The sequence below is a fragment of the Lentzea kristufekii genome, from assembly GCF_033949925.1.
GTDB lineage: Bacteria > Actinomycetota > Actinomycetes > Mycobacteriales > Pseudonocardiaceae > Lentzea > Lentzea kristufekii.
In genome coordinates this window covers 277,627-296,231 of record NZ_JAXAVV010000009.1, presented here as the reverse complement: position 1 = coordinate 296,231, position 18,605 = coordinate 277,627, and the positions used below count along the sequence as shown (strand labels likewise).

Below are 18,605 nucleotides of genomic sequence, written 5' to 3'. Positions count from 1 at the left end.
CTCTGCCGGTTCCTCTTACTGCTCTCTTCGAGTGGAATCCTGGGAGCGGTCCCAGAAGAGGATGGGGGCGCCCACGCCACTTCGGGCGCCCCCTGGTCTTGTCAGCCGCGTCCGGCTCCCGCACCGGCCGTGACCACGCTCTTCACGCTGCTCGCACTGTCCAGCGGGTACGAGTAGGGAAGGCTCTTCACAGAGCCGCCCTGGTCGCCCGTTCCCGAGTTGACGAAGTGGTTGTTGCGCGCCACCAGCGACCCACCGGGCGAACTTCCCTCACCGCGGTGGAACGGGTCCTCGGTGTTCTCGAAGTAGTTGCCTTCGACCAGGACGCCGGCCTCGACGGTCGACGCGACGCCGTAGTCCGTCACACCGCCGTAATAGTTGTTGTAGACGTGCACCGGGTTGCCGAACCGCACCCGCGGGTGACGCTGCTGCGTGCCGTCGAACCAGTTGTGGTGGTAGGTCACCCGGAGCTTGCCGCGGTCCTCAGAGCCGTTGTCGTCGCTGTGACCCAGCAGCATCGTCTTGTTGTGACTGGTGAACTTGTTCCAGGACACCGTGACGTAGTCCGAGGCCCGCTTGACGTCGACCGCACCGTCGTAGCCGTTGGAGAAGGTGTTGTGGTCGATCCACACGCGGGTGGAGTACTGCACGTTGACCGCGTCGTCACCCCAGCTGCGGAAGTTGAGGTTGCGCACGATCACGTTCGAGGCGTTGGCGATGTTCAGCCCCTGCCCGGTGATCGTCGCGGTCGAGCCGACGCCCTCGATGGTCTTGTTCGAGGCGACCTTCGTCATGCTCGGCAGCGAGATCGTGCCGGAGACCCGGATCACCGCCGCGCCCGACGCCTTCGCGGCCGCGACGAACGCGGACGCCGTGGTGACGGTGACCGGTGAGGCGCTGCCGCCACCCGTCGTGCCACCACCCTGAGTGGCCCAGCCGACCAGCCCGAACGGAGCGGCGGCCGCCTGAGGAACGGACATCGCACCCAGGACCAGCGCGACGGCGGAAATCAATGCTGTGCGCTTTGGAATCATTTACTCGCTCCCAATGAGAGTGAGCGGCGGTAGAACTCACACAACCAGCACCAGGTAGCACGGTCAACCAATTCGACGATATTCGATTCGAACATTCGAATAGAGGTTGACAGAAAAGATCTCCGCCCTACCATCACATTACCGCCGCGCATCCCCCTGCAAGCGGAGCGCACATGAAGAAAATGGCACCATTGGTGTTGGCCGCGGCTCTGGCCGCGTTTCTCGCACCTCAGGCACAGGCTGCGGGCAGCACCTTCCCCACGCCGTCCGGATCAAAACCGGTCGGCACGACCATCAAGGTCGGATCGAGCGGCTACGACGGTGGCATGCAACGGTTCTACGGCACCGGCGAACTCGGTTCCGGCGGTCAGGGCGAGGACCAGGGCCCGATCTTCCAGCTGGCCGACGGCGCGACGTTGAAGAACGTCGTGCTCGGCGCGCCGGCCGCGGACGGCGTCCACTGCCTCGGTACCTGCACGCTCACCAACGTGTGGTGGGAGGACGTCGGCGAGGACGCGGCCACGTTCAAGGGCACGTCGTCGTCGCAGACCATGACCATCAGCGGTGGTGGCGCGCGCAAGGCGTCGGACAAGGTGTTCCAGCACAACGGGCCGGGCACGATGATCATCCGCAACTTCCAGGTGGACGACTTCGGCAAGCTCTACCGGTCCTGCGGAAACTGCAAGACGCAGCACAAGCGGCACGTCGTGCTGGAGAACGTCACCGCGTTCTCCCCCGGCAAGTCGCTGGTCGGCATCAACACCAACTACGGCGACACCGCGCGGTTCTCGAGGATCACCGTCGTCGGGGACAGCAGCAAGAAGATCGCGATCTGCGACAAGTACCAGGGCGTCACGAGCGGTGAACCGAAGAAAATCGGCACCGGGGCGGACAGCACGAACTGCCTGTTCAAGTCCTCGGACATCACCTATAGGTAGAGGAAATGCCCCGGCCGCCGGCCGGGGCATTTCTCACCACACTTCAAGAGTGTGAACTCCGATGTGTTCGAAATTCCAGTCGTCGCCGATTCCGGGTATCAGCGGAAGCGTCACGCACCCGTTCTCGTCCAGCGGATCGGCAATGGAGTTGCGGTGCGGCGGGACCCGGTCGAAGTCGACCTGCGGGTGCAGCAGACCTCGTTCGTACCAGCGGCCGGAGTCGGTCGCGCCGAGGACGGTGAGACTGCCCGCCCCGTTGCCGTGGATCTCGCAGTCCATGTTGAACGACTCCGCGAGGTGCACGGTCTTGAGCACCGGGGTGATGCCGCCACTGCCCGCGGGGCCCGCCCGCAGGATGTCGCACGCCCCGGCGGCGATCCACTCGGCGCGGGTGAGGTGCTTGCCCCACGCCACCTCCGGGCCGATCACCGGGATGTCCAGCTGCTCGGAGAGCCACCGGTAGGAGCTGATCGACGCCTCCTCCATCGGCTCCTCGAACCAGTAGAAGTCCAGCTCCTGCAACGCCCTGCCGAGCTGCAGCGCCTCGGTCCGCGAGTACCAGTGGCTCGCGTCGAGCATCAGCGCGATGCCCGGCCCCACCGCGTCCCGCACCGCCTGGCACGCCTCGACGTCACGGGCGACGCTGGGCGCACCGGGCACCGGCGGCATCCACGTGTGCAGCTTGATGGCCCGATAGCCCACCGACACGAGGTGCTTCGCGAAGTCCGCGTAGTCGCCCGGTGTCGCCAGGCCGTCCGTGTCACCGCACATCGTGCTGGCGTAGGCGGGGATCCGGTCACGAGCACCGCCGGCGAGCTTCCACGCGGGCAACTCGACGCGGCGTGCCACCAGGTCCCACAGCGCCTGGTCGACGAACCCGAGCGCGCGGTCGGTGAACCCGCCGTGCGCGCCCCGCTGCCGTCGCGCGAGCAGGCGCCACAGCCGTTCGCGGTCCCACGGGTCCTGCCCCAGCAGCACCGGCCGCACGTGCTTGTCCAGCACGGCGGGCCGCAGCTGGTCGGGCTGGACCTGGCAGTACCCCGTGACGCCGTCGGTGTCGGTGATCTCCAGCAGTGCCTCGACGACCTCGTGCTCGGGCGCCGGATGCCGGTGCCCCTCCGGGTCGACGGACGTGGCCGCCGTGGTCTTGAACGTCCGCACCACCACCCGTTCGATCACTTGCGCTTCTCCCAGTCCTGCTGGGCGGCGGTGAGCTTGGCCGCGAGCTGGTCCAGGAACTCCTGCGCGGGCATCTGGCCCAGCAACACCTTCTGGTAGAGCGGTTCGGTGTCGGTCTTGGTGATCGAGGAGTACTCCGGCAGGTAGACCGGCGCGGGCACGAGCACGGTGGCCGGGTCCTCCAGCACCCCGAGCGCCATCTTCACGGCCGGGTTCTTCTGGATCCACTCGGCGCCGCGCACGTCCGTGTTCGCCGGGATCTGGCCGACCTTCTCGTTCCAGTAGCCGTTGCTCTCGGCCGACGTCAGGAACTCGACGAACTTCCAGGACGCGTCACGGTTCTTGCTGCCCTTGAACACCGCGAAACCGTCGGTCGGGTTCGGCACCACGGTGCGCTTGCCGGACGGTCCCTTGGGCAACGGCATGGCGGCGACGCGTTCCGGGCCGAGGGCCTTCATCACGTCCGCGGTCGAGCCGAGGTTGTGGTGCATCATCGCCACCGTGCCGCCGGTGAACTGCGCGACCATCTGCGTGTAGCTGTTGTTCACGTCGGCCTCGGGCGTGGCCTTCTTGTACAGCTCGGCCACCTTGCGCACGAGCTCGGCGTTGCGCGGGTCGGCGACCGTGCTCTTGCCGCCCTCGTAGAACTTCTCGACACCGGAGTAGGAGTAGGCCTCGGACAGCAGCTGGAAGACCGATCCCGCACCACCGCGGATCGTGAACCCGTACTGGTTGTCCGCCGGCCTCGTCAGCTGGACGGCGGCCTTGGTCAGGTCGTCCCAGGTGGACGGTTCCGGGATCTTGTTCTCCTCGAACCGGTCGGACCGGTACCAGATGATGTCCATGTTGCCCGACGCGGGAACGGCGTAGAGCTTGCCGTCCGGTGAGGTCTGCCGCACCGTCTCCAGCAGTCCTGGCAACAGCTTTCCCTTGAGCGCGCCGTTCTCGATCCGGTCGTCTGCCGGCTCGAGCGCGTCCTGCCCGACGAGGTGCGCGAGGTAGGACGTCGTGACACCGCCGACGTCCGGAGTGGACCCGCCGGCGATGGCCGTGTCGTACTTCTGCTGCACCGACGAGCTCGGGATGCCGACGTACTCGATCTTGATGTCCGGGTTCGCCGCCTCGAACCGCTTGATCAGCTCCTGGTAGATGGGTGTGCGGCCGGGGCCGCCGTTGTTGTCCCAGAACGTGACCGTCGTGGGTCCGTCCTGTCCCCCCGCGGAACACGCGCTCAGCACCAGTGCCAGCGCGACCAGCAACGCTCTCATTTGCTCTCCTTTGTGGACTTTCCGGCTCGCGGGTCAACAACGAAATGAACTTCTGGAACACGACACAGCGGAGGACAACCGGTCTTCCGCGCTGAGACGAGAGGGCCGAGCACCACCCACTCCAGAGATTGGAGAGCAGTAGCGGTAGGTTGTGAGATGTGGGGCCAGTACCAGTGACGCGGGCGTTCAAGTTCCGCTTCTACCCAACCGATGCGCAGGCCGCAGCGCTGTTGCGCACGTTCGGCTGCGTGCGCAAGGTTTACAACCTGGCGCTCGCTGCGCGAACAGAGGCGTGGGTCACGCGGCAGGAACGGGTCAACTACTACGCCACGTCGGCGCTGCTGACGGCTTGGAAGAAGACAGAAGAACTGGCCTTCCTCAACGAAGTGTCGTCGGTGCCGTTGCAGCAGACTTTGAGGCATCTCCAAACGGCATTCGTGAACTTCTTTGGCAATCGGGCGAGGTACCCACGTTTCAAGTCGCGGAAGAGATCTCGTCGTTCGGCCGAGTACACCCTCAGCGCGTTCCGCTACTCCGATGGTCGGTTGACCCTGTCGAAGATGGACGAGCCGCTGGACATCGTGTGGTCGCGCAGACTGCCGGACGGAGTGTCTCCGTCCACGGTGACGGTTTCGCAGGACAGCGCGGGCCGCTGGTTCGTGTCCTTGCGTTGTCAGGACCCGACTGTGGCGCCGCTGCGCACTGCGACGAGCGCGGTTGGTATCGACGTTGGTGTGGAACATCTGCTGACCTTGTCCACAGGGGAAAAGATCTCCAATCCTCGGCACGAAGGCCGTGACCAGAAGAAGCTCACCCGCCTTCAGCGTGCTCTGGCGCGCAAGGCGAAGGGCGACGGGGCGAATCGAGCCAAGGCACGCCGCAAAGTAGCCCGCGTTCATGCCAGGATCGCTGACCGCCGCAACGACTACTTGCACAAGATCACCACTCGACTCGTGCGCGACAACCAAACGCTCGTGATCGAGGACTTGGCCGTGCGCAACATGGTCAGGAACCGACACCTCGCCCTTGCCATCAGCGACGCGGCATGGAGGACGTTCCGGCAACAGCTGGAATACAAGGCCGCGTGGTACGGGCGAGAGGTAATTACCTTGAACCGGTGGTTCCCCTCCTCCAAGCTGTGCTCGGCATGCGGAGCACAGCAAGACGCCATGCCGCTGAGCGTCCGTGTCTGGACGTGCACCTGCGGTGTCACACACGACCGCGACGTCAATGCGGCACGCAACCTCAAGGCCGCCGGGCTGGCGGTATCGGCCTGTGGAGCTGATGTAAGACCTCAACGGAACACTCCGAGCGGGCAATCGGCGTTGAAACAGGAATCCCCTTCGCTCATGAAGGAGAGAAGTCAACCCTTGACCGCGCCGGCGCTGAGTCCCTGCACCAGGAACCGCTGCACCACGGCGAAAACCAGTACGACCGGCACCGCGGCGACGACTCCGCCCGCCGCGAGCGCCCCGAAGTCGGTGTTGAACTCCCCCAGCGCGTAGCTCAGCCCGACCGGCAGCGTGAACTTGTCCTGCCTGCTCGCGAACATCAGCGCGAACAGGAAGTTGTTCCAGGCACCGATGAACGCGAACGACCCGACGGCCACGAGCGCGGGCTTGAGCTGCGGCAGCGTCACCGCGAAGAACGCGCGCAGCCGCGAACACCCGTCGACCATGGCGGCCTCTTCGAGCTCGATCGGGACGTTGCGCACGAAGCCGCTCATCAGGATCAGCGCGAGTGGCAGCTGGAACGCGGTGTCCGCGATCACCAGGCCGGTGAGGCTGTTCAGCAGCCCGGCCGACTTGAAGATCACGAACAACGGGATCAGCATCATCGCGCCGGGGATGAACTGCGTGCACAGCAACGCCAGCAGGAAGACCCGCTGACCGCGGAACTTGAAGCGCGCCAGCGCGTATCCGCCCATAAGAGCGAACACGGTGACGACGATCATCGTGCCGACCCCGATGATCAGGCTGTTCTGGAAGAACACCCCGAACCCGATGCCGTTCCACACCGTGTCGAAGTGCTCGAGCGTGATCGGCCACGGCACGAGCGAGGTCTGGCCCGTCGGCCGGAACGCGAAGACGAGCATCCAGTAGAACGGGATCAGCGTGAACAGCAGGTAGAGCACCAGCGGGAGGTGCAGCCGGAAGTACCGGCTCGGGTCGCGGTGCTTCTTGCGTCGCGGCGGCGCCGGTGGTGGCACGACCGTCGTCGTCGGGCGGCTGAGTGTCTGGGTCATGCCCTGCTCCCGAACTTGGACAGCCTCAGGTAGAGGATGGAGAAGAACAGCAGGATCACGAAGCCGGCCATCGTCAGCGCCGAGCCGTAGCCGAAGTCGTGCGAGTCGACGGCTTTTCGAGCCACGTAGAGCGGCAGCGTGGTGGTCTGGTTCGCCGGTCCGCCACCGGTGAGGGTGTAGATGAGGTCGACGTTGTTGAACTCCCACACCGCGCGCAGCAACGTGGACAGCACGATCGCGTCCCGCAGGTGCGGCAGGGTGACGCTGATGAACTTGCGCCACCGTCCCGCTCCGTCGACCGACGCGGCCTCGTACAGGTCGTTCGGGATGGTCTGCAGGTCGGCGAGCAGCAGGATCGCGAAGAACGGCACCCCGCGCCACAGCTCGGTGATGACGGTCGCGGGGAACACGGTCGCCGGATCACCGAGCACCGACGTGCCGGGATCACCGATGCCCCACTGGGCGAGCTGCTGGAAGATGCCCGTCGACGGGTTGTAGAGCAGGATCCAGATGCCGGTGGTGAGCACGCCGGACACCGCCCACGGCGAGAACACCAGCGCCCGCGCGATCGCCCGGCCGACGAACGTCTCGTTGACGATCAGCGCGAGGACGAGTCCCAGCACCAGTTGCAGACCGACCTCGACGACCACCCACTTGGCGCTGAACACGAGGCTCTGCCAGAACAGCTGGTCCTCGAACAGCATCCGCCGGAAGTTCTCGAAGCCGATGAAGCCGTTCTTCCACGGCTGCGTGACGGTGTGCTGGCGAAGGCTGAACCACCCGACGCTGGCGATCGGGTAGACCAGGAACACCGCCATCAGCACGAGCGTCGGGGCGATCAGGGCGTACGGCGCCCACGTGCGGGTCCTCACGCCGGGTTCCACCCGCTCAGGTAGGCGGCCTTGGTGTGCTGCCGCGCCTGCTCGTCGGTGAGCTGGGGACGGTCGGTTCCGGTGCCGGCGCCGGGCCCGGTGTTGCGGTACTCGGCGAACCTGGCTTCACGCCAGGGGAACCCGGACATGTCGGTCCACGGCTGGCGTTTGATCGCCGCGGGCAGCTCGGTGTCGCGGATGACGACCTGTGCGATCGCGTCCGGGTCACCGCCGGGGTGCCAGGGCCTGCCGAGGAAGTACGTGCCGGCCGGGGCGTCGCTGCGGATCTTCGAGTTGACGATCAGGAAGCCGTGCGGGTTGTCCTTCCGCGTGCTGGCGGCGGTCACGTACCCGTTGGGGTCGCTGCCGCGGTTCAGCGCGGTGATGGTCGCCCGTTCGAAGACCGCCGTCGCCCTGCCGAAGAGGAAGTCGACGTCACCGGTGATAGCGCAGTCCCGGTAGTACTGCCGCGACCGCGTGTTCACGGCCGGGGTGTCGGCGTACAGGGTGTCCTGGTGGCCTTCGAAGCGCACGCGGTCGAACAGCATTCGATCGCCGGTCGCCTTGACCGCGACGGCCTGCGTGGCCGTGATCTCCGGGTGCTTCTTGCGGTCGAACGAGTTGCGGAAGGTGACGTCGCGGGCGGTGAACCCGTCGGCCGCGATGGTCGCGGTGGCGCTGCCCGTCGTGCCGTAGGTGGTGCCGTCGGGCTTCTTGGTGCCGCTGGCGTTGTCGAAGTCGATCACCACGTCCTGGGCGCGTCCGGTGGCACCTCGCAGGGTGAGGTCCTTCTTGGTCGCCGGGATCTTGACGACCTCCCGGTACACGCCCTTCGGCAGCGTGATCACGCCTCCGGCCGGTGCCGCGTCGATCGCGGACTGCACGGTGGCGAACCCCTGGCCCACCACGATGTGGTGTCCTGCCGGTGGGGCGCCCGCTCGGAGGTGCTTGATCCGGTGCGCGGGTTCGAGTCCGCGGTTGAGGGTCGGCGTCCACCCGGCGTCGGTGCCGAGCGCCTTGTCCGGGAACGCCGCGTTGTGCGCGTTCACCAGGCTCACCGGCTTGCCGTCGACGAGGTTGCCGGTGTCGGTGATCGCCGTGCCGCCCCAGTTGTAGACGATCTTCTCCGGCGCGATGCCCTCGATGTAGTTGTTCTGCGCGTAGATCTGCGACTTGACGCCGACGCCCCAGCTGTAGGTCTGCGCGCCTTCGTACAGGTTGTTGTAGACGTGCACCTGGCCGAACCGCACGCGGGGCGCGCGTTCCAGCACGTTGCGGAAGACGTTGTGGTGCACCGAGACCCGCAGCTTGCCCGGATCGGTCGTGGAGGAGTTCGACGAGCCGATCAGCATGGTCTTGCCGTGCTCGGCGAAGACGTTGCGGGACACGGTGACGAGGTCGGACCCGTTCGTGATGTCGAGCTGTCCGTCGTGCACCTGGTACGGCCGTCCGAAGTGGAGCGGCTGGGTGCTGTCGACGTTCGGCTCGTCGGTGAACGTGCTGTGGTCGACCCACACGTTCTCGGAACGCTGGACCGACACCGAGTCGTAGAGCGAGTTCCAGTTGCCCGGCGGGGAGCCGGGACTGTTGTCCGTGGGATCCCACTGCGGGAAGCAGTCACGGGTGTCGCGGAAGGTCAGGTTGCGCACGATCACGTTGCGCGCGTTGTGGATCCTGAGGCTGCCGCCGGTGATCCCGGCCCCGCGACCGACCCCGATGATCGTGGTGTCCGCGAGGACGTTCAGCCCGATGACCGCTTCCTGCTTCTTCGCCGACGCCACCCGAGCGTCCTCGAGCGCCCCTTCGGGTTCACGCTCCCATCCCCAGACCGCCGGGTCGTACGCCGCGAGGTAACCGGCCAGCGTGTAGCCGTCGGTCGCGTAGTCCTCACACCGCAACGGTTTCCCGTCCGCGCCGGTGTTCGCGTCGATCACTCCCCTGACCTTGATGATCCGGGGAGCCGGGGCCGCGAGCGCCGCGACGAGCTCGGCGCGCGTGCGCACCTCGTGCACGTTCGCGGTGGGGGCCGCCGCTCCCCCGGTCGTGCCCGGCCCGGCCGACGCCCAGCCGTCCCCCGCGGGCAGCACCTGCCGCGCGGGGTCGTGACCGGCGTGCGCGGGAAGGCTCACCACCCCGGTGGATGCGCAGGCCAGAACCAGCGCGCCAACGAAAAGCCGCATGACGGAATACCCTTCGGAAAGGAGGATTCACATTCTTGAACAAGGTCCACGATCGTGAACCGAGTATTACGAATGCTTCCGGCATGCGTCAACGAAGTGAATTCATTCGACGATTCGTCCCGGCGTTCGACGATTCTTCGAATCGAATACCGTCGAATGCGCGGGACGGTGGATCAGCGGTTGATCAATTCTGCGCGCTTCAGAATGCGGCAAACAGACGAACGCCGCGATCGGAAGCCGATCGCGGCGTTCGTTCTTCGAGGGCCGGAGAGGACCTCAGCCCTTGGGCTGTCGCAGCGAAGGCGTGAGCACCAGTGCGGGCAGCAACAACAGCGGCACGACCAGCAAGGCCCGCAACACCCCCATCTGGTTGCCGAGCAACCCCACGAGCGGCGGTCCCGCCAGGAACGCGGTGTAGCCGATCACCGCGACGACGCTGACCCGTGCCGCCGCGCGTTCGGGATCGTCGGCGGCCGCGCTCATGCCCACCGGGAAACCGAGCGCGGTCCCGAGTCCCCAGACGGCCACGCCGGCGACCGCCACGCCGAACGACCCGGCGAACACGGCCAGCGTCACGCCCGAGGCGGCCAGCAGCATCGAGAGGACGACCGCCGGCACGCGGCCCCAGCGGTCCAGCGCGATGGTGCCGAAGATCCTGCCGAACGTCATCGTCGTGACGAACACGCCGAACACCAGGGCGCCCAGGGCCGGGTCGACCTCGTAACCGTCGATGAACGCCACCGCCACCCAGTCGTTCGCGGTGCCCTCGGTGAACGCCAGCACCAGCACCAGCAGCCCGATCAGCAACGTGCGGGGCTCCCGCCACGCCGCCATCACACCGCTGCCGCTGCCTTGTTCCGCCTCGGCGGCCAGGCTGTACGTGCGCGCGGCCAGCAACGTGCCGCCGGCGACCACCACGGCCACCACGGCCAGGTGTGCGGTGACGGGCAGAACCGCCCACGCCGCGAACGACGCCAGGCCGGCCGCGGCCACCGTGCCGAGGCTCCACATGGCGTGGAAGCGCGGCATCACCGTTTTGCCGAGCGCGCGTTCCACCTCCGCGGCCTCGACGTTCATCGCCACGTCGCACAGGCCCGAGCCGTAGCCGAGCACGAAGATCCCGATCGCCGTCACCACCGGCGACGGGTAGGCGCCGATGCCGACGCCCGCCACCGCGAGTCCCAAGGCGACCGTCACCGCCGAGAGGCTCACCGTCCGTTTCGGCCTGAGCCGGTGCGTGACCTCGCCCGCGGTGAGCATCGCCAGGCACGCGCCCACGGACATCGACAGCAGCAGCAACCCCAGCGCGCCGGGCGTCAGGCCCAGTGCGTCCCGGGCGGCGGGCACGCGGGCGAACCAGGTCGCCACGGCCACGCCGTTGAGCCCGAAGGTGACCGCGACCCCCGCGGCGGCGGCTCGGACCTGACTGCGGGGCACCGTGACCGACATCCCGGTCCTCCTTTCTCGATACACGAAGTCACCACCCCATACATGGAAGCGCTTCCACCGCAATACTGCTGAGATGACGGGAGAACACACCGCGACACTCGACGACGTGGCACGGGCCGCAGGCGTGTCACGGGCCACCGCCTCGCGCGTGGTCACCGGCCAGGGTCCGGCATCGCCGCGGGCACGGGACAGGGTGACCGCGGCCGTGGCGGCGCTCGGCTACGTGCCGGACGCCTCCGCCCGCGCGCTGGTCACCCGCACCGGCACCCGCCTCGCGATCGCCGTCATCGGCCACACCGCCGCCGTGCTCGACGACCCCTACGTCGGCCGCGTCCTGACCTCGGCGGCCCACGTCGCCGCCGAGCGCGAGGTCGGCGTCTCCCTGCACTGGTTGCCCCTGGCCGACCCAGGCTCACTCGCCCGGCTGGCTGACGGGCGCGGGCTCGGTGGCCTGGTGGTCGTGAACCCGACGCGTCCTGCGCTGGAGAGCGTGCCGCGGACCCTGCGCGGCCGGGTCGCCGCGGTCGGGGTCGGCGCGCGGCACGTGCCGTCGTTCGACGTCGACAACCGCGCCGGCACGGACGGGGTCGTGCGGCACCTCGTGCGCACCGGCAGGCGCCGGATCGCGATGGTCACCGGGCCGGCCTGGCTGCCGTGCTGCGACCGCGCCGTCGACGCCTACCGGCGGGTGCTGCGCGACAGCGGTGCCGAACCCCGGGTCGTCACCGGTGACTTCACGGCCGCCCGCGGCGCCGAGGCGGCCACCGAGATCATGGCGCGGTGGCCCGACACCGACGCGGTGTTCGCGCTCAGCGACCTCACCGCGCTGGGTGTCCTCGACGGACTTCACGCGCTGGGCGTGCGGGTGCCGGGGGACGTGGCCGTCGCCGGGTTCGACGACATCGCGTTCGCCGGACTCAGCCGCCCCGCGCTCACGACGAGCACGCACCCGGTGGAGGACATCGCCGCCGCGGCGGCACAGGCCGTCCTCGACCGCCGCGACATCTCCGGAGCGACGTTCTACCCCTCCGCACTCGTCGTGCGGGACAGCGCGTGATCACTCGACCGAGCAGGGCTGACCGTTGAGCGCGAACACGCTGGGAGCGGCGTTCCCGCCCCGCACCGAACCGTTGAACCCGATCGTCACCGAACCGCCCGGCTGGATCTGCGGGTTGTAGTCGGCGTTCGCGGCGTCGACGGTCGCGCCGGACTGCCGCGCTTTCGCGTTCCACATGTCGGTGACGGTCTGCCCGTTCGCGAAGCTCCACCGCAGCGTCCAGCCGTTGACGGCCTTGGAACCGGTGTTGCGCACGCTCACATTGGCTTGGAAACCACCGGGCCACTGGCCGGAGATGCGATAGGAGACCGCGCACGTCCGTGCGGGCGGCTTCGGCGGCGCGGTCGTCGTGGGCGCCGGACGGGGAGGCACCGTGGTCGAGGGAGCCGGAACCGGCCGCGGCGGCACCGCGGGCGTGCCCGGCGCCGGGAGGGCAGTGGTGGCAGGAGGCAGGGGCGCGTCGAGACCGTCACAGGGCGGTCCCCACAGGCCCTTGTTCGCCCCTGCCGCCTCGGACTCCGCCGTGAGCAGCGCGCCGCCATCGACACCCTGCGCCCGCAGCACGCCTTGCCGCACCGCGAGCAACGCGTAGTCGGTGCCGTCCTCCAGCGTCAGGTTCACGTCGCCGGAGATGACGGGACTGATCCGGACGGCGCTGGCCAGCAGCGTCGTCCTGGCGAACGACAGCGCGCCCTCGGCCCAGCAGGCCGGAGGTTCCGCCAGCTGCGCGATGCGGGCCTTCGTGCCATCCGCCAGCTCGACGGTCCGGCCGTCGATCACGTCGCGCACGAAGTGCAGCACGCCCTGGTACCGCGCGTCCTCGTTGACGAGGGAGGGCGGTTTCCAGGGCGTGCGGGTGGACGGCGTCGGCGACGGCGGCCCTGCCGTGCAGGCTCCGGTGAGCAGGACCAGAACCACGAGCCAGTGCTTGCGCGCCACCACTACCCCAATTGTCGTTGAACCATCAACAACCCTAGTGGGTCACGGGCCCGGTTCAATCGACCGTTCGGAGTGGACTACCTGCGCGGAACGGCGGTCACCGACCAACGCTGGTTGGCGCCGGAAGTCGCTTGGTACAAACCAATTCTGGCACCGTCCTCACGCGACTCGCCGACCACGTCGAGCAGACTTCCGTTCTCCTGGTTGACGAAAGTCCACGTGCCGTCCCCGGTCGACGAGAGCACCCATCTCGCGGCCGGGCTGTCGGAGGAGCTCAGCACGACGTTCCCACCGCTTGCCGCGATCCGCTGGCCCGTGGCGGCGTTGATGACGGAGAACTGGGCGCGGTTGTCGTAGCCGCCGGATCGGCGTTCCACGCGCCACACCTGCTCGGCCGCTGCCGGGTCGGTGGTGCGCTGCACGAGCGAGGTGCCCGACGGCGCGAGCGACTTGCCGCTCTGCACGCCGGTGAGCCGGTACTCGCCACCCAAAGCCGCCGCGCGGTTCACCCCGCTGACCCCGCTCACCTCGAACGTGGTGACCGACTTCGCCGGCACGGACAGCGTCGCCTTGCGGTCCTTCACGCGCACGGCGGCGCCCTTCATCAACGCGCCGTGCTGGTCCGTCACCACCGGACGGACGGAAGCGTTCTGCCGCACCGATCCGAACGCCGACAGGTCCAGCGTCACGGACTGCGCCTGATCGGACTTGTTCAGGTGCACCAGGGACTTCAGCTCGGTGTTGCGCACCGCCGCCACGTCGGTCGTGGTGTTGACCTTCACGAGGCGGTCACCGGGCTTGACGAAGTGGGTGAAGTTGCGCAGCGCGTGGAACTTCGTGTTGACGCGCGCCGGGCACGTCGCGAGCGTGTCCTGCGCCCCGCAGTCGAACGGGATCTGGATCACGCCCCAGTTCATGCCGTCCGGGGACTCGGCGCCGGGCGTCATGTTGTTGTAGTCCTCGACCGCCTGCCACAGCAGCCAGGCGCGCGGTTCCAGCTCGCGCAGGTCGTCGATCACGCGCTCGGCGATGCCGAGGCCCGGTTCCATGCTGGTGAAGCTCTGCCCGGAACCCCAGTGCCCGTCGACCTCGCTCATCCACAACGGCTTGCCCGCGCCCTTGGCGATGTCACGGGCGGACGTGCGGCGCGCCGTGCCGTACGTGTGCACGTTCAGCTGGCTGACCTGGGCGCGCACCGAGGCGGGATAACCCGCCCAGTCGTCGGCGAAGATGCCGGGGTTGGTCTCGTCCGGCGCGGACACCGTCGCCTTGAGCTTGTTGGCGCGCAAGGCCTGTGCCATCGCGGGCACCACCTTCGCCTGCAGGGCGGGCCCGATGTGGGCGCCTTCCTGCCGTCCGCCCGTCGGGTTGCCGTCCGGGCCGAGCGTCGTGCGCCAGTAGGAGGTGTTGGGCTCGTTGAACGGGTCGACCGTGGCGAACTTGATGCCGTGGGCCCGTTCCAGTTCGGCGGTGGCCTGGGCGAGGTAGGCGGCGAAGTCGCCGATCCGGTCCTCCCGCAACTGGTCCGCGTTCGGGTCGAAGCCACCGGAGACGTACCCGCTGACGGTCTGGAACCACGGCGGCGAGTTGCTGAACGACTCCCATCGGGTCACGTCCTGCTTGATCCGGTCGACCCACCACCGCTGACGCGGGTCCGCGTCAGCGTCGAAGAAACGCGGGTCGCCCGGCTTCCACCAGTCGGTGTCCGTGCGGGTGGTTCCGGCAGGCGCCTTCCACCAGCCGGGCACCGCGGCACCGGCGCGCAGGTACTCCGGCACGTCCGGGGCGTTGCCGCCGCCGACGTTGTACCGCGCGATGTTGAGGTTGAGACCGTCCTCACCGAACAGCAGTTCCGCCAGCTGGTTGCGGATCTCGTCCGGGTAACCACCCGTGGCGTTGGCGAACCACACCAGGCTCGTGCCCCAGCCCTGGAACGGCTCCTGCTGATAGGTCGGATCCGGTCTCACGGTGACGGATTCGACGGCGGCCGTGGCAGGCGCCGCGGTGGAGAGCGTGAGCGCCGAAGCGGCGAGCAGAGCGACAATTCTGGTCATCGGTTCTCCGTTGAACGCGCGATGTTCACGCTAACATCTATCGATAACCTACTGGCGCGTCAAGGTCCTGCCGGACGGAGGCGCACCCGTCCGGCAGGACCCCTGGGAACGCTCGCCCCCGAGGAGACGGGCCTGCACGCTCGAACCCCGAGGAGAGTTACTTGAGCGAACAGGTGGCGAAGCGCTCCAGCCCTTGAGGCCGTTCCCCCACGCGGTCGATGGAGATCGCGATCCGGTCCAGCGCCGCGGCCCGCTTGCTGGCCAACGGGCCCAGGATCGCGTTCTGCACGAAGTTCGGCCCGCCCTGACCGGCCGACGTGCGGAGCCTGTCGTTGGCCTCGGCCAGCTGCTTGCCGAGGTTGGCGAGCTCGCGGTCCACTTCGGCGCGTGCGGCCGCGGGAACGTTCTGCACCACCGGAAGCGGGCATTCGATGACCCGTCCAGCCGCCGAACCGGTACCGGCGTTCGCGCTCATGGACGCCGGTCGCGTCGTCGCCGGCGGCGCGGACACGGCGGGTGCCTGACCAAGCCCGCAGGTCGCGAACCTCTCCAGGCCCTCCGGCTTCTCCGCGACCCTGCCGATGGCGGTCTCGATGCGGTTCAGCGCCGCGACCCGCTTGCTCGCCAGCGGGCCCAGAATCGCGTTCTGGACGAAGTTCGGCCCGCCTTCACCGGCCGACGTGCGCAGCCGGTTGTTCGCCTCCGCGATCTGCTTGTCGAGGTTGGCCAGCTCTCGCTGGACCTCGGCCTGCGCCGCGGCCGGCACCGCCGGGACGACCGGCTGCGGGCACGCGATCGAGCCGGTGACGGTCTCCCCACCGGCGAAGGCGACGGCCGCGGTCACCGCGGTCAACGTCGCGGCGACGGCGACTCCGGCCACGAGCACCCGCTTGCTCCGTTGCGGTCGTGCATGCGCTCTCGACATATTCGAACCTCACGACTTGGGGACGTTTTGTGCCGGCACAAGTGGAGTACGGACCGGGAAAGCAAAAAGTTCAACCACTTGTGAGCGTTCACAGCTGATGGCATGCTCTCGACTCATTCCGCAGTACCGCACCTGCGAAGAACCGGGGAACAGCCATGCCATCGGCAGACAGAGTCGTCCACGAGCAGATCCCGTTGCGCATCCACGGGGTGAACCTCAAGGTCGCTTCGGTGCGCCGCGGGGGCGTCGACGCCCCTGTCGTCTTCCTGCACGGATTCGGCACGAGCAAGGAGGACTACCTCGACGTCCTCCAACGGCACGACTTCGCCGGACGCCCGTTCCTCGCCTACGACGCACCCGGTGCCGGCGCCACGGAGTGCGCCGGTCTGGGTGAAGTGGACCTGCAGTTCATGGCGGAGACCGCGAGGGCGGTGCTCGATCGCGCGGGCATCGGCAGGTTCCACGTGGTCGGTCACTCGACGGGCGCGCTCACGGCGCTCCTGCTGGCCCACAAGGAACCGGGCCGGGTGTTGAGCTTCGTCAACATCAAGGGTGTGCTCGCCCCCGAGGACTGCGTGCTGAGCAGGGAGGCGCTGAACCACCGCGATCCCGGTGCCTACCTCATCAAGCTCGCGGAACGCAGCCGGGAGACACCCTGCTACGGCGGCGGCCTGTACGCGGCGAACCTTCCGAACAAGGTCCAGCGCGGCGCCGTGCCGACGCTCTTCCGGTCGATGGTCGAGCTCGCCGACCACGGGAACCTGCTGCAGAAGTTCCTGTCACTGCCCTGCCCGAAGATGTACCTCTACGGCGAGCAGTGCGCCAACCTGTCGTACCTGCCGATCCTCGACGCGAACGGGGTGGAGCTGGCGGAGATCCCGCACAGCGGGCATCTCCCCATGTACTCCAACCCCGTCGCGATGTGGCGGCAGATCGCCGAGTTCCACGCTCGTCAGCTGATTCCCAGCGCCAGGCGGTGGTAGGCGGAGTTCCAGCGCAGCCGGTCGGTGAACGAGGCCGGGGTCGTCGCGGAGTCGATCAGCACGAGCTCCGTGGCGGCCATCTGCCCGAAGTCGCGCAGCACCTCGGCCCCGACGGCCTGGGTCATCACCGTGTGGTGCGGGCCGCCAGCGGTGAGCCAGCACTCCGCTGACGTCGACAGCGACGGCTCCGGCTGCCACACGGCCCGTGCGACCGGCAGCTTCGGCAACGGCTCGTCCGGCGGGACCACCGTGACCTCGTTGGCCACCAGGCGGAACCGGTCACCCATGTCGGCCAGTCCGACCACCACGGCGGGACCGGACGCCGCGTCGAACACCAGCCGCACCGGGTCCTCCCGGTCGCCGATGCCCAGCGGGTGAATCTCGCAGGACGGCTGGGCCGCGGCGATCGTCGGGCAGACCTCCAGCATGTGCGCGCCGAGGATCTTCGGCTCGCCCGGCCCGAAGTGGTAGGTGTAGTCCTCCATGAACGACGTGCCGCGGCCGGTGCCGGCGCCCATGGCCTTCACGGCCGCGAGCAGCGCGGAGGTCTTCCAGTCGCCCTCGCCGCCGAAGCCGTAGCCGTCCGCCATCAGCCGTTGCACGGCGAGACCCGGCAGCTGCCGCAACCCGCCGAGGTCCTGGAAGTTCGTGGTGAACGCCCCGAACCCGCCGTCGTCCAGGAAGGACCGCAGTCCGATCTCGATGCGGGCCGCGTACCGCAGCGAGTCGTGCCGCTGTCCCCCGCGCGCCAGCTCCGCCGAAAGCCGGTAGGTCTCGGCGTAGTCGGCGACGAGCAGGTCGATGCTCGCGTCGGGCACGGCGTCGACCACGGCGACGAGGTCGTTGACGCCGTAGGTGTTGACCGAGACGCCGAACCGCAGCTCCGCCTCGACCTTGTCGCCCTCGGTCACGGCGACGTCGCGCATGTTGTCGCCGAACCGGGCCAGCTTCAGGCCGCGCAGGTGAGCGCGACCGGCGGCGGCGCGGGCCCAGCCGTCGATCCGCTCGGCCACCACGGGATCACTCGCGTGCCCGGCGACCGTCTTGCGCGCCACCCCGATCCTGGTCTGCACGTAGGCGAACTCGCGGTCGCCGTGCGCGGCCTGGTTGAGGTTCATGAAGTCCATGTCGATGGTGGACCACGGCAACGCCTCGTTGAGCTGCGTGTGCAGGTGCAGCAACGGTTTGCGCAGCAGGTCCAGCCCGGTGATCCACATCTTCGCGGGCGAGAACGTGTGCATCCACGCGATCACACCGACGCACGACGGGTCGTTGTTCGCCTCCTGCATGATCGCGCGGATGGCGCCGGAGTCGGTCAGCACCGGCTTCCACACGATCTCCGCGCTGATCCGGCTGGAGTCGGTGAGCATCCGCTGGATCTGCTGGGACTGGGCCGCGACCTGGTCGAGCGTCTCGGGGCCGTAGAGGTGCTGGCTGCCGGTGAGGAACCAGATCTGGGGCTTGTCCGGCATGTGCTCTCCT

Annotated in this window: 14 protein-coding genes and 1 pseudogene; 4 read left to right on the top strand and 11 right to left on the bottom strand. The window is 68.3% G+C overall.

Features of this window, described 5'->3' with window-relative positions:
• Positions 1–101 precede the first annotated feature (101 nt).
• Positions 102–980, bottom strand: a complete 879-nt coding sequence (locus tag SK571_RS20495; protein WP_319985694.1) for a pectate lyase family protein — start codon at positions 978–980, stop codon at positions 102–104.
• A 227-nt stretch (positions 981–1,207) separates the two neighbouring features.
• Between SK571_RS20495 and SK571_RS20490 the strand changes: the two genes are divergently transcribed.
• Positions 1,208–1,972 carry a pectate lyase gene (locus tag SK571_RS20490; RefSeq protein WP_406602006.1) on the top strand — a complete coding sequence of 255 codons (765 nt, stop codon included), beginning with the start codon at positions 1,208–1,210 and terminating at the stop codon, positions 1,970–1,972.
• 33 nt (positions 1,973–2,005) lie between these two features.
• Here SK571_RS20490 and SK571_RS20485 read toward each other — a convergent pair whose 3' ends face one another.
• Positions 2,006–3,151: an enolase C-terminal domain-like protein gene (locus tag SK571_RS20485; RefSeq protein ID WP_319985693.1), complete on the bottom strand. Its 1,146-nt coding sequence runs from the start codon at positions 3,149–3,151 to the stop codon at positions 2,006–2,008.
• Positions 3,148–4,419 carry an ABC transporter substrate-binding protein gene (locus SK571_RS20480; RefSeq protein ID WP_319985692.1) on the bottom strand — a complete coding sequence of 424 codons (1,272 nt, stop codon included), beginning with the start codon at positions 4,417–4,419 and terminating at the stop codon, positions 3,148–3,150. Before SK571_RS20480 ends, SK571_RS20485 begins: the two co-directional genes overlap by 4 nt.
• Positions 4,420–4,592: 173 nt before the next feature.
• Between SK571_RS20480 and SK571_RS20475 the strand changes: the two genes are divergently transcribed.
• Positions 4,593–5,924, top strand: coding sequence for an RNA-guided endonuclease InsQ/TnpB family protein (locus SK571_RS20475; protein WP_319985691.1), 1,332 nt, complete (start codon positions 4,593–4,595; stop codon positions 5,922–5,924).
• Here the strand turns inward: SK571_RS20475 and SK571_RS20470 are convergent.
• From SK571_RS20470 to SK571_RS20455, 4 genes and pseudogenes are all read right to left on the bottom strand, one after another.
• Positions 5,870–6,346 (bottom strand): annotated as a pseudogene (locus SK571_RS20470) (carbohydrate ABC transporter permease); the annotation flags it as partial. The gene SK571_RS20475 and the pseudogene SK571_RS20470 sit on opposite strands and share 55 nt — an antisense overlap.
• Before the next feature lie 314 nt (positions 6,347–6,660).
• Positions 6,661–7,536 carry a carbohydrate ABC transporter permease gene (locus SK571_RS20465; RefSeq protein ID WP_211335798.1) on the bottom strand — a complete coding sequence of 292 codons (876 nt, stop codon included), beginning with the start codon at positions 7,534–7,536 and terminating at the stop codon, positions 6,661–6,663.
• Positions 7,533–9,716 (bottom strand): pectinesterase family protein, encoded by a 2,184-nt coding sequence (locus tag SK571_RS20460; RefSeq protein ID WP_319985690.1) that lies wholly within the window; start codon positions 9,714–9,716, stop codon positions 7,533–7,535. The genes SK571_RS20465 and SK571_RS20460 overlap by 4 nt, the downstream gene beginning before the upstream one ends.
• Before the next feature lie 276 nt (positions 9,717–9,992).
• A complete protein-coding gene (locus SK571_RS20455; RefSeq protein WP_319985689.1) occupies positions 9,993–11,165 on the bottom strand; it encodes an MFS transporter in 1,173 nt (390 codons plus the stop codon).
• A gap of 73 nt (positions 11,166–11,238) precedes the next feature.
• On the opposite strand from SK571_RS20455, the gene SK571_RS20450 reads away from it, so the two are divergent.
• A complete protein-coding gene (locus tag SK571_RS20450) occupies positions 11,239–12,222 on the top strand; it encodes a LacI family DNA-binding transcriptional regulator (protein WP_319985688.1) in 984 nt (327 codons plus the stop codon).
• On the opposite strand, the gene SK571_RS20445 is transcribed toward SK571_RS20450, so the two are convergent.
• The 3 genes from SK571_RS20445 to SK571_RS20435 form a co-directional block, all read right to left on the bottom strand.
• Positions 12,223–13,164 carry a cellulose binding domain-containing protein gene (locus SK571_RS20445; RefSeq protein ID WP_319985687.1) on the bottom strand — a complete coding sequence of 314 codons (942 nt, stop codon included), beginning with the start codon at positions 13,162–13,164 and terminating at the stop codon, positions 12,223–12,225. It lies immediately after the preceding gene.
• A gap of 74 nt (positions 13,165–13,238) precedes the next feature.
• Positions 13,239–15,215 (bottom strand): RICIN domain-containing protein, encoded by a 1,977-nt coding sequence (locus tag SK571_RS20440; RefSeq protein ID WP_319985686.1) that lies wholly within the window; start codon positions 15,213–15,215, stop codon positions 13,239–13,241.
• 157 nt (positions 15,216–15,372) lie between these two features.
• Positions 15,373–16,140 (bottom strand): hypothetical protein, encoded by a 768-nt coding sequence (locus SK571_RS20435; RefSeq protein ID WP_319985685.1) that lies wholly within the window; start codon positions 16,138–16,140, stop codon positions 15,373–15,375.
• Between the two features lie 155 nt (positions 16,141–16,295).
• Between SK571_RS20435 and SK571_RS20430 the strand changes: the two genes are divergently transcribed.
• Positions 16,296–17,123: an alpha/beta fold hydrolase gene (locus tag SK571_RS20430; protein ID WP_319985684.1), complete on the top strand. Its 828-nt coding sequence runs from the start codon at positions 16,296–16,298 to the stop codon at positions 17,121–17,123.
• Here SK571_RS20430 and araA read toward each other — a convergent pair.
• On the bottom strand, positions 17,093–18,595 hold the full coding sequence (gene araA, locus SK571_RS20425) for an L-arabinose isomerase (RefSeq protein WP_319985683.1): 1,503 nt from the start codon (positions 18,593–18,595) through the stop codon (positions 17,093–17,095). The two genes, SK571_RS20430 and araA, sit on opposite strands and share 31 nt — an antisense overlap.
• Positions 18,596–18,605: the final 10 nt, after the last annotated feature.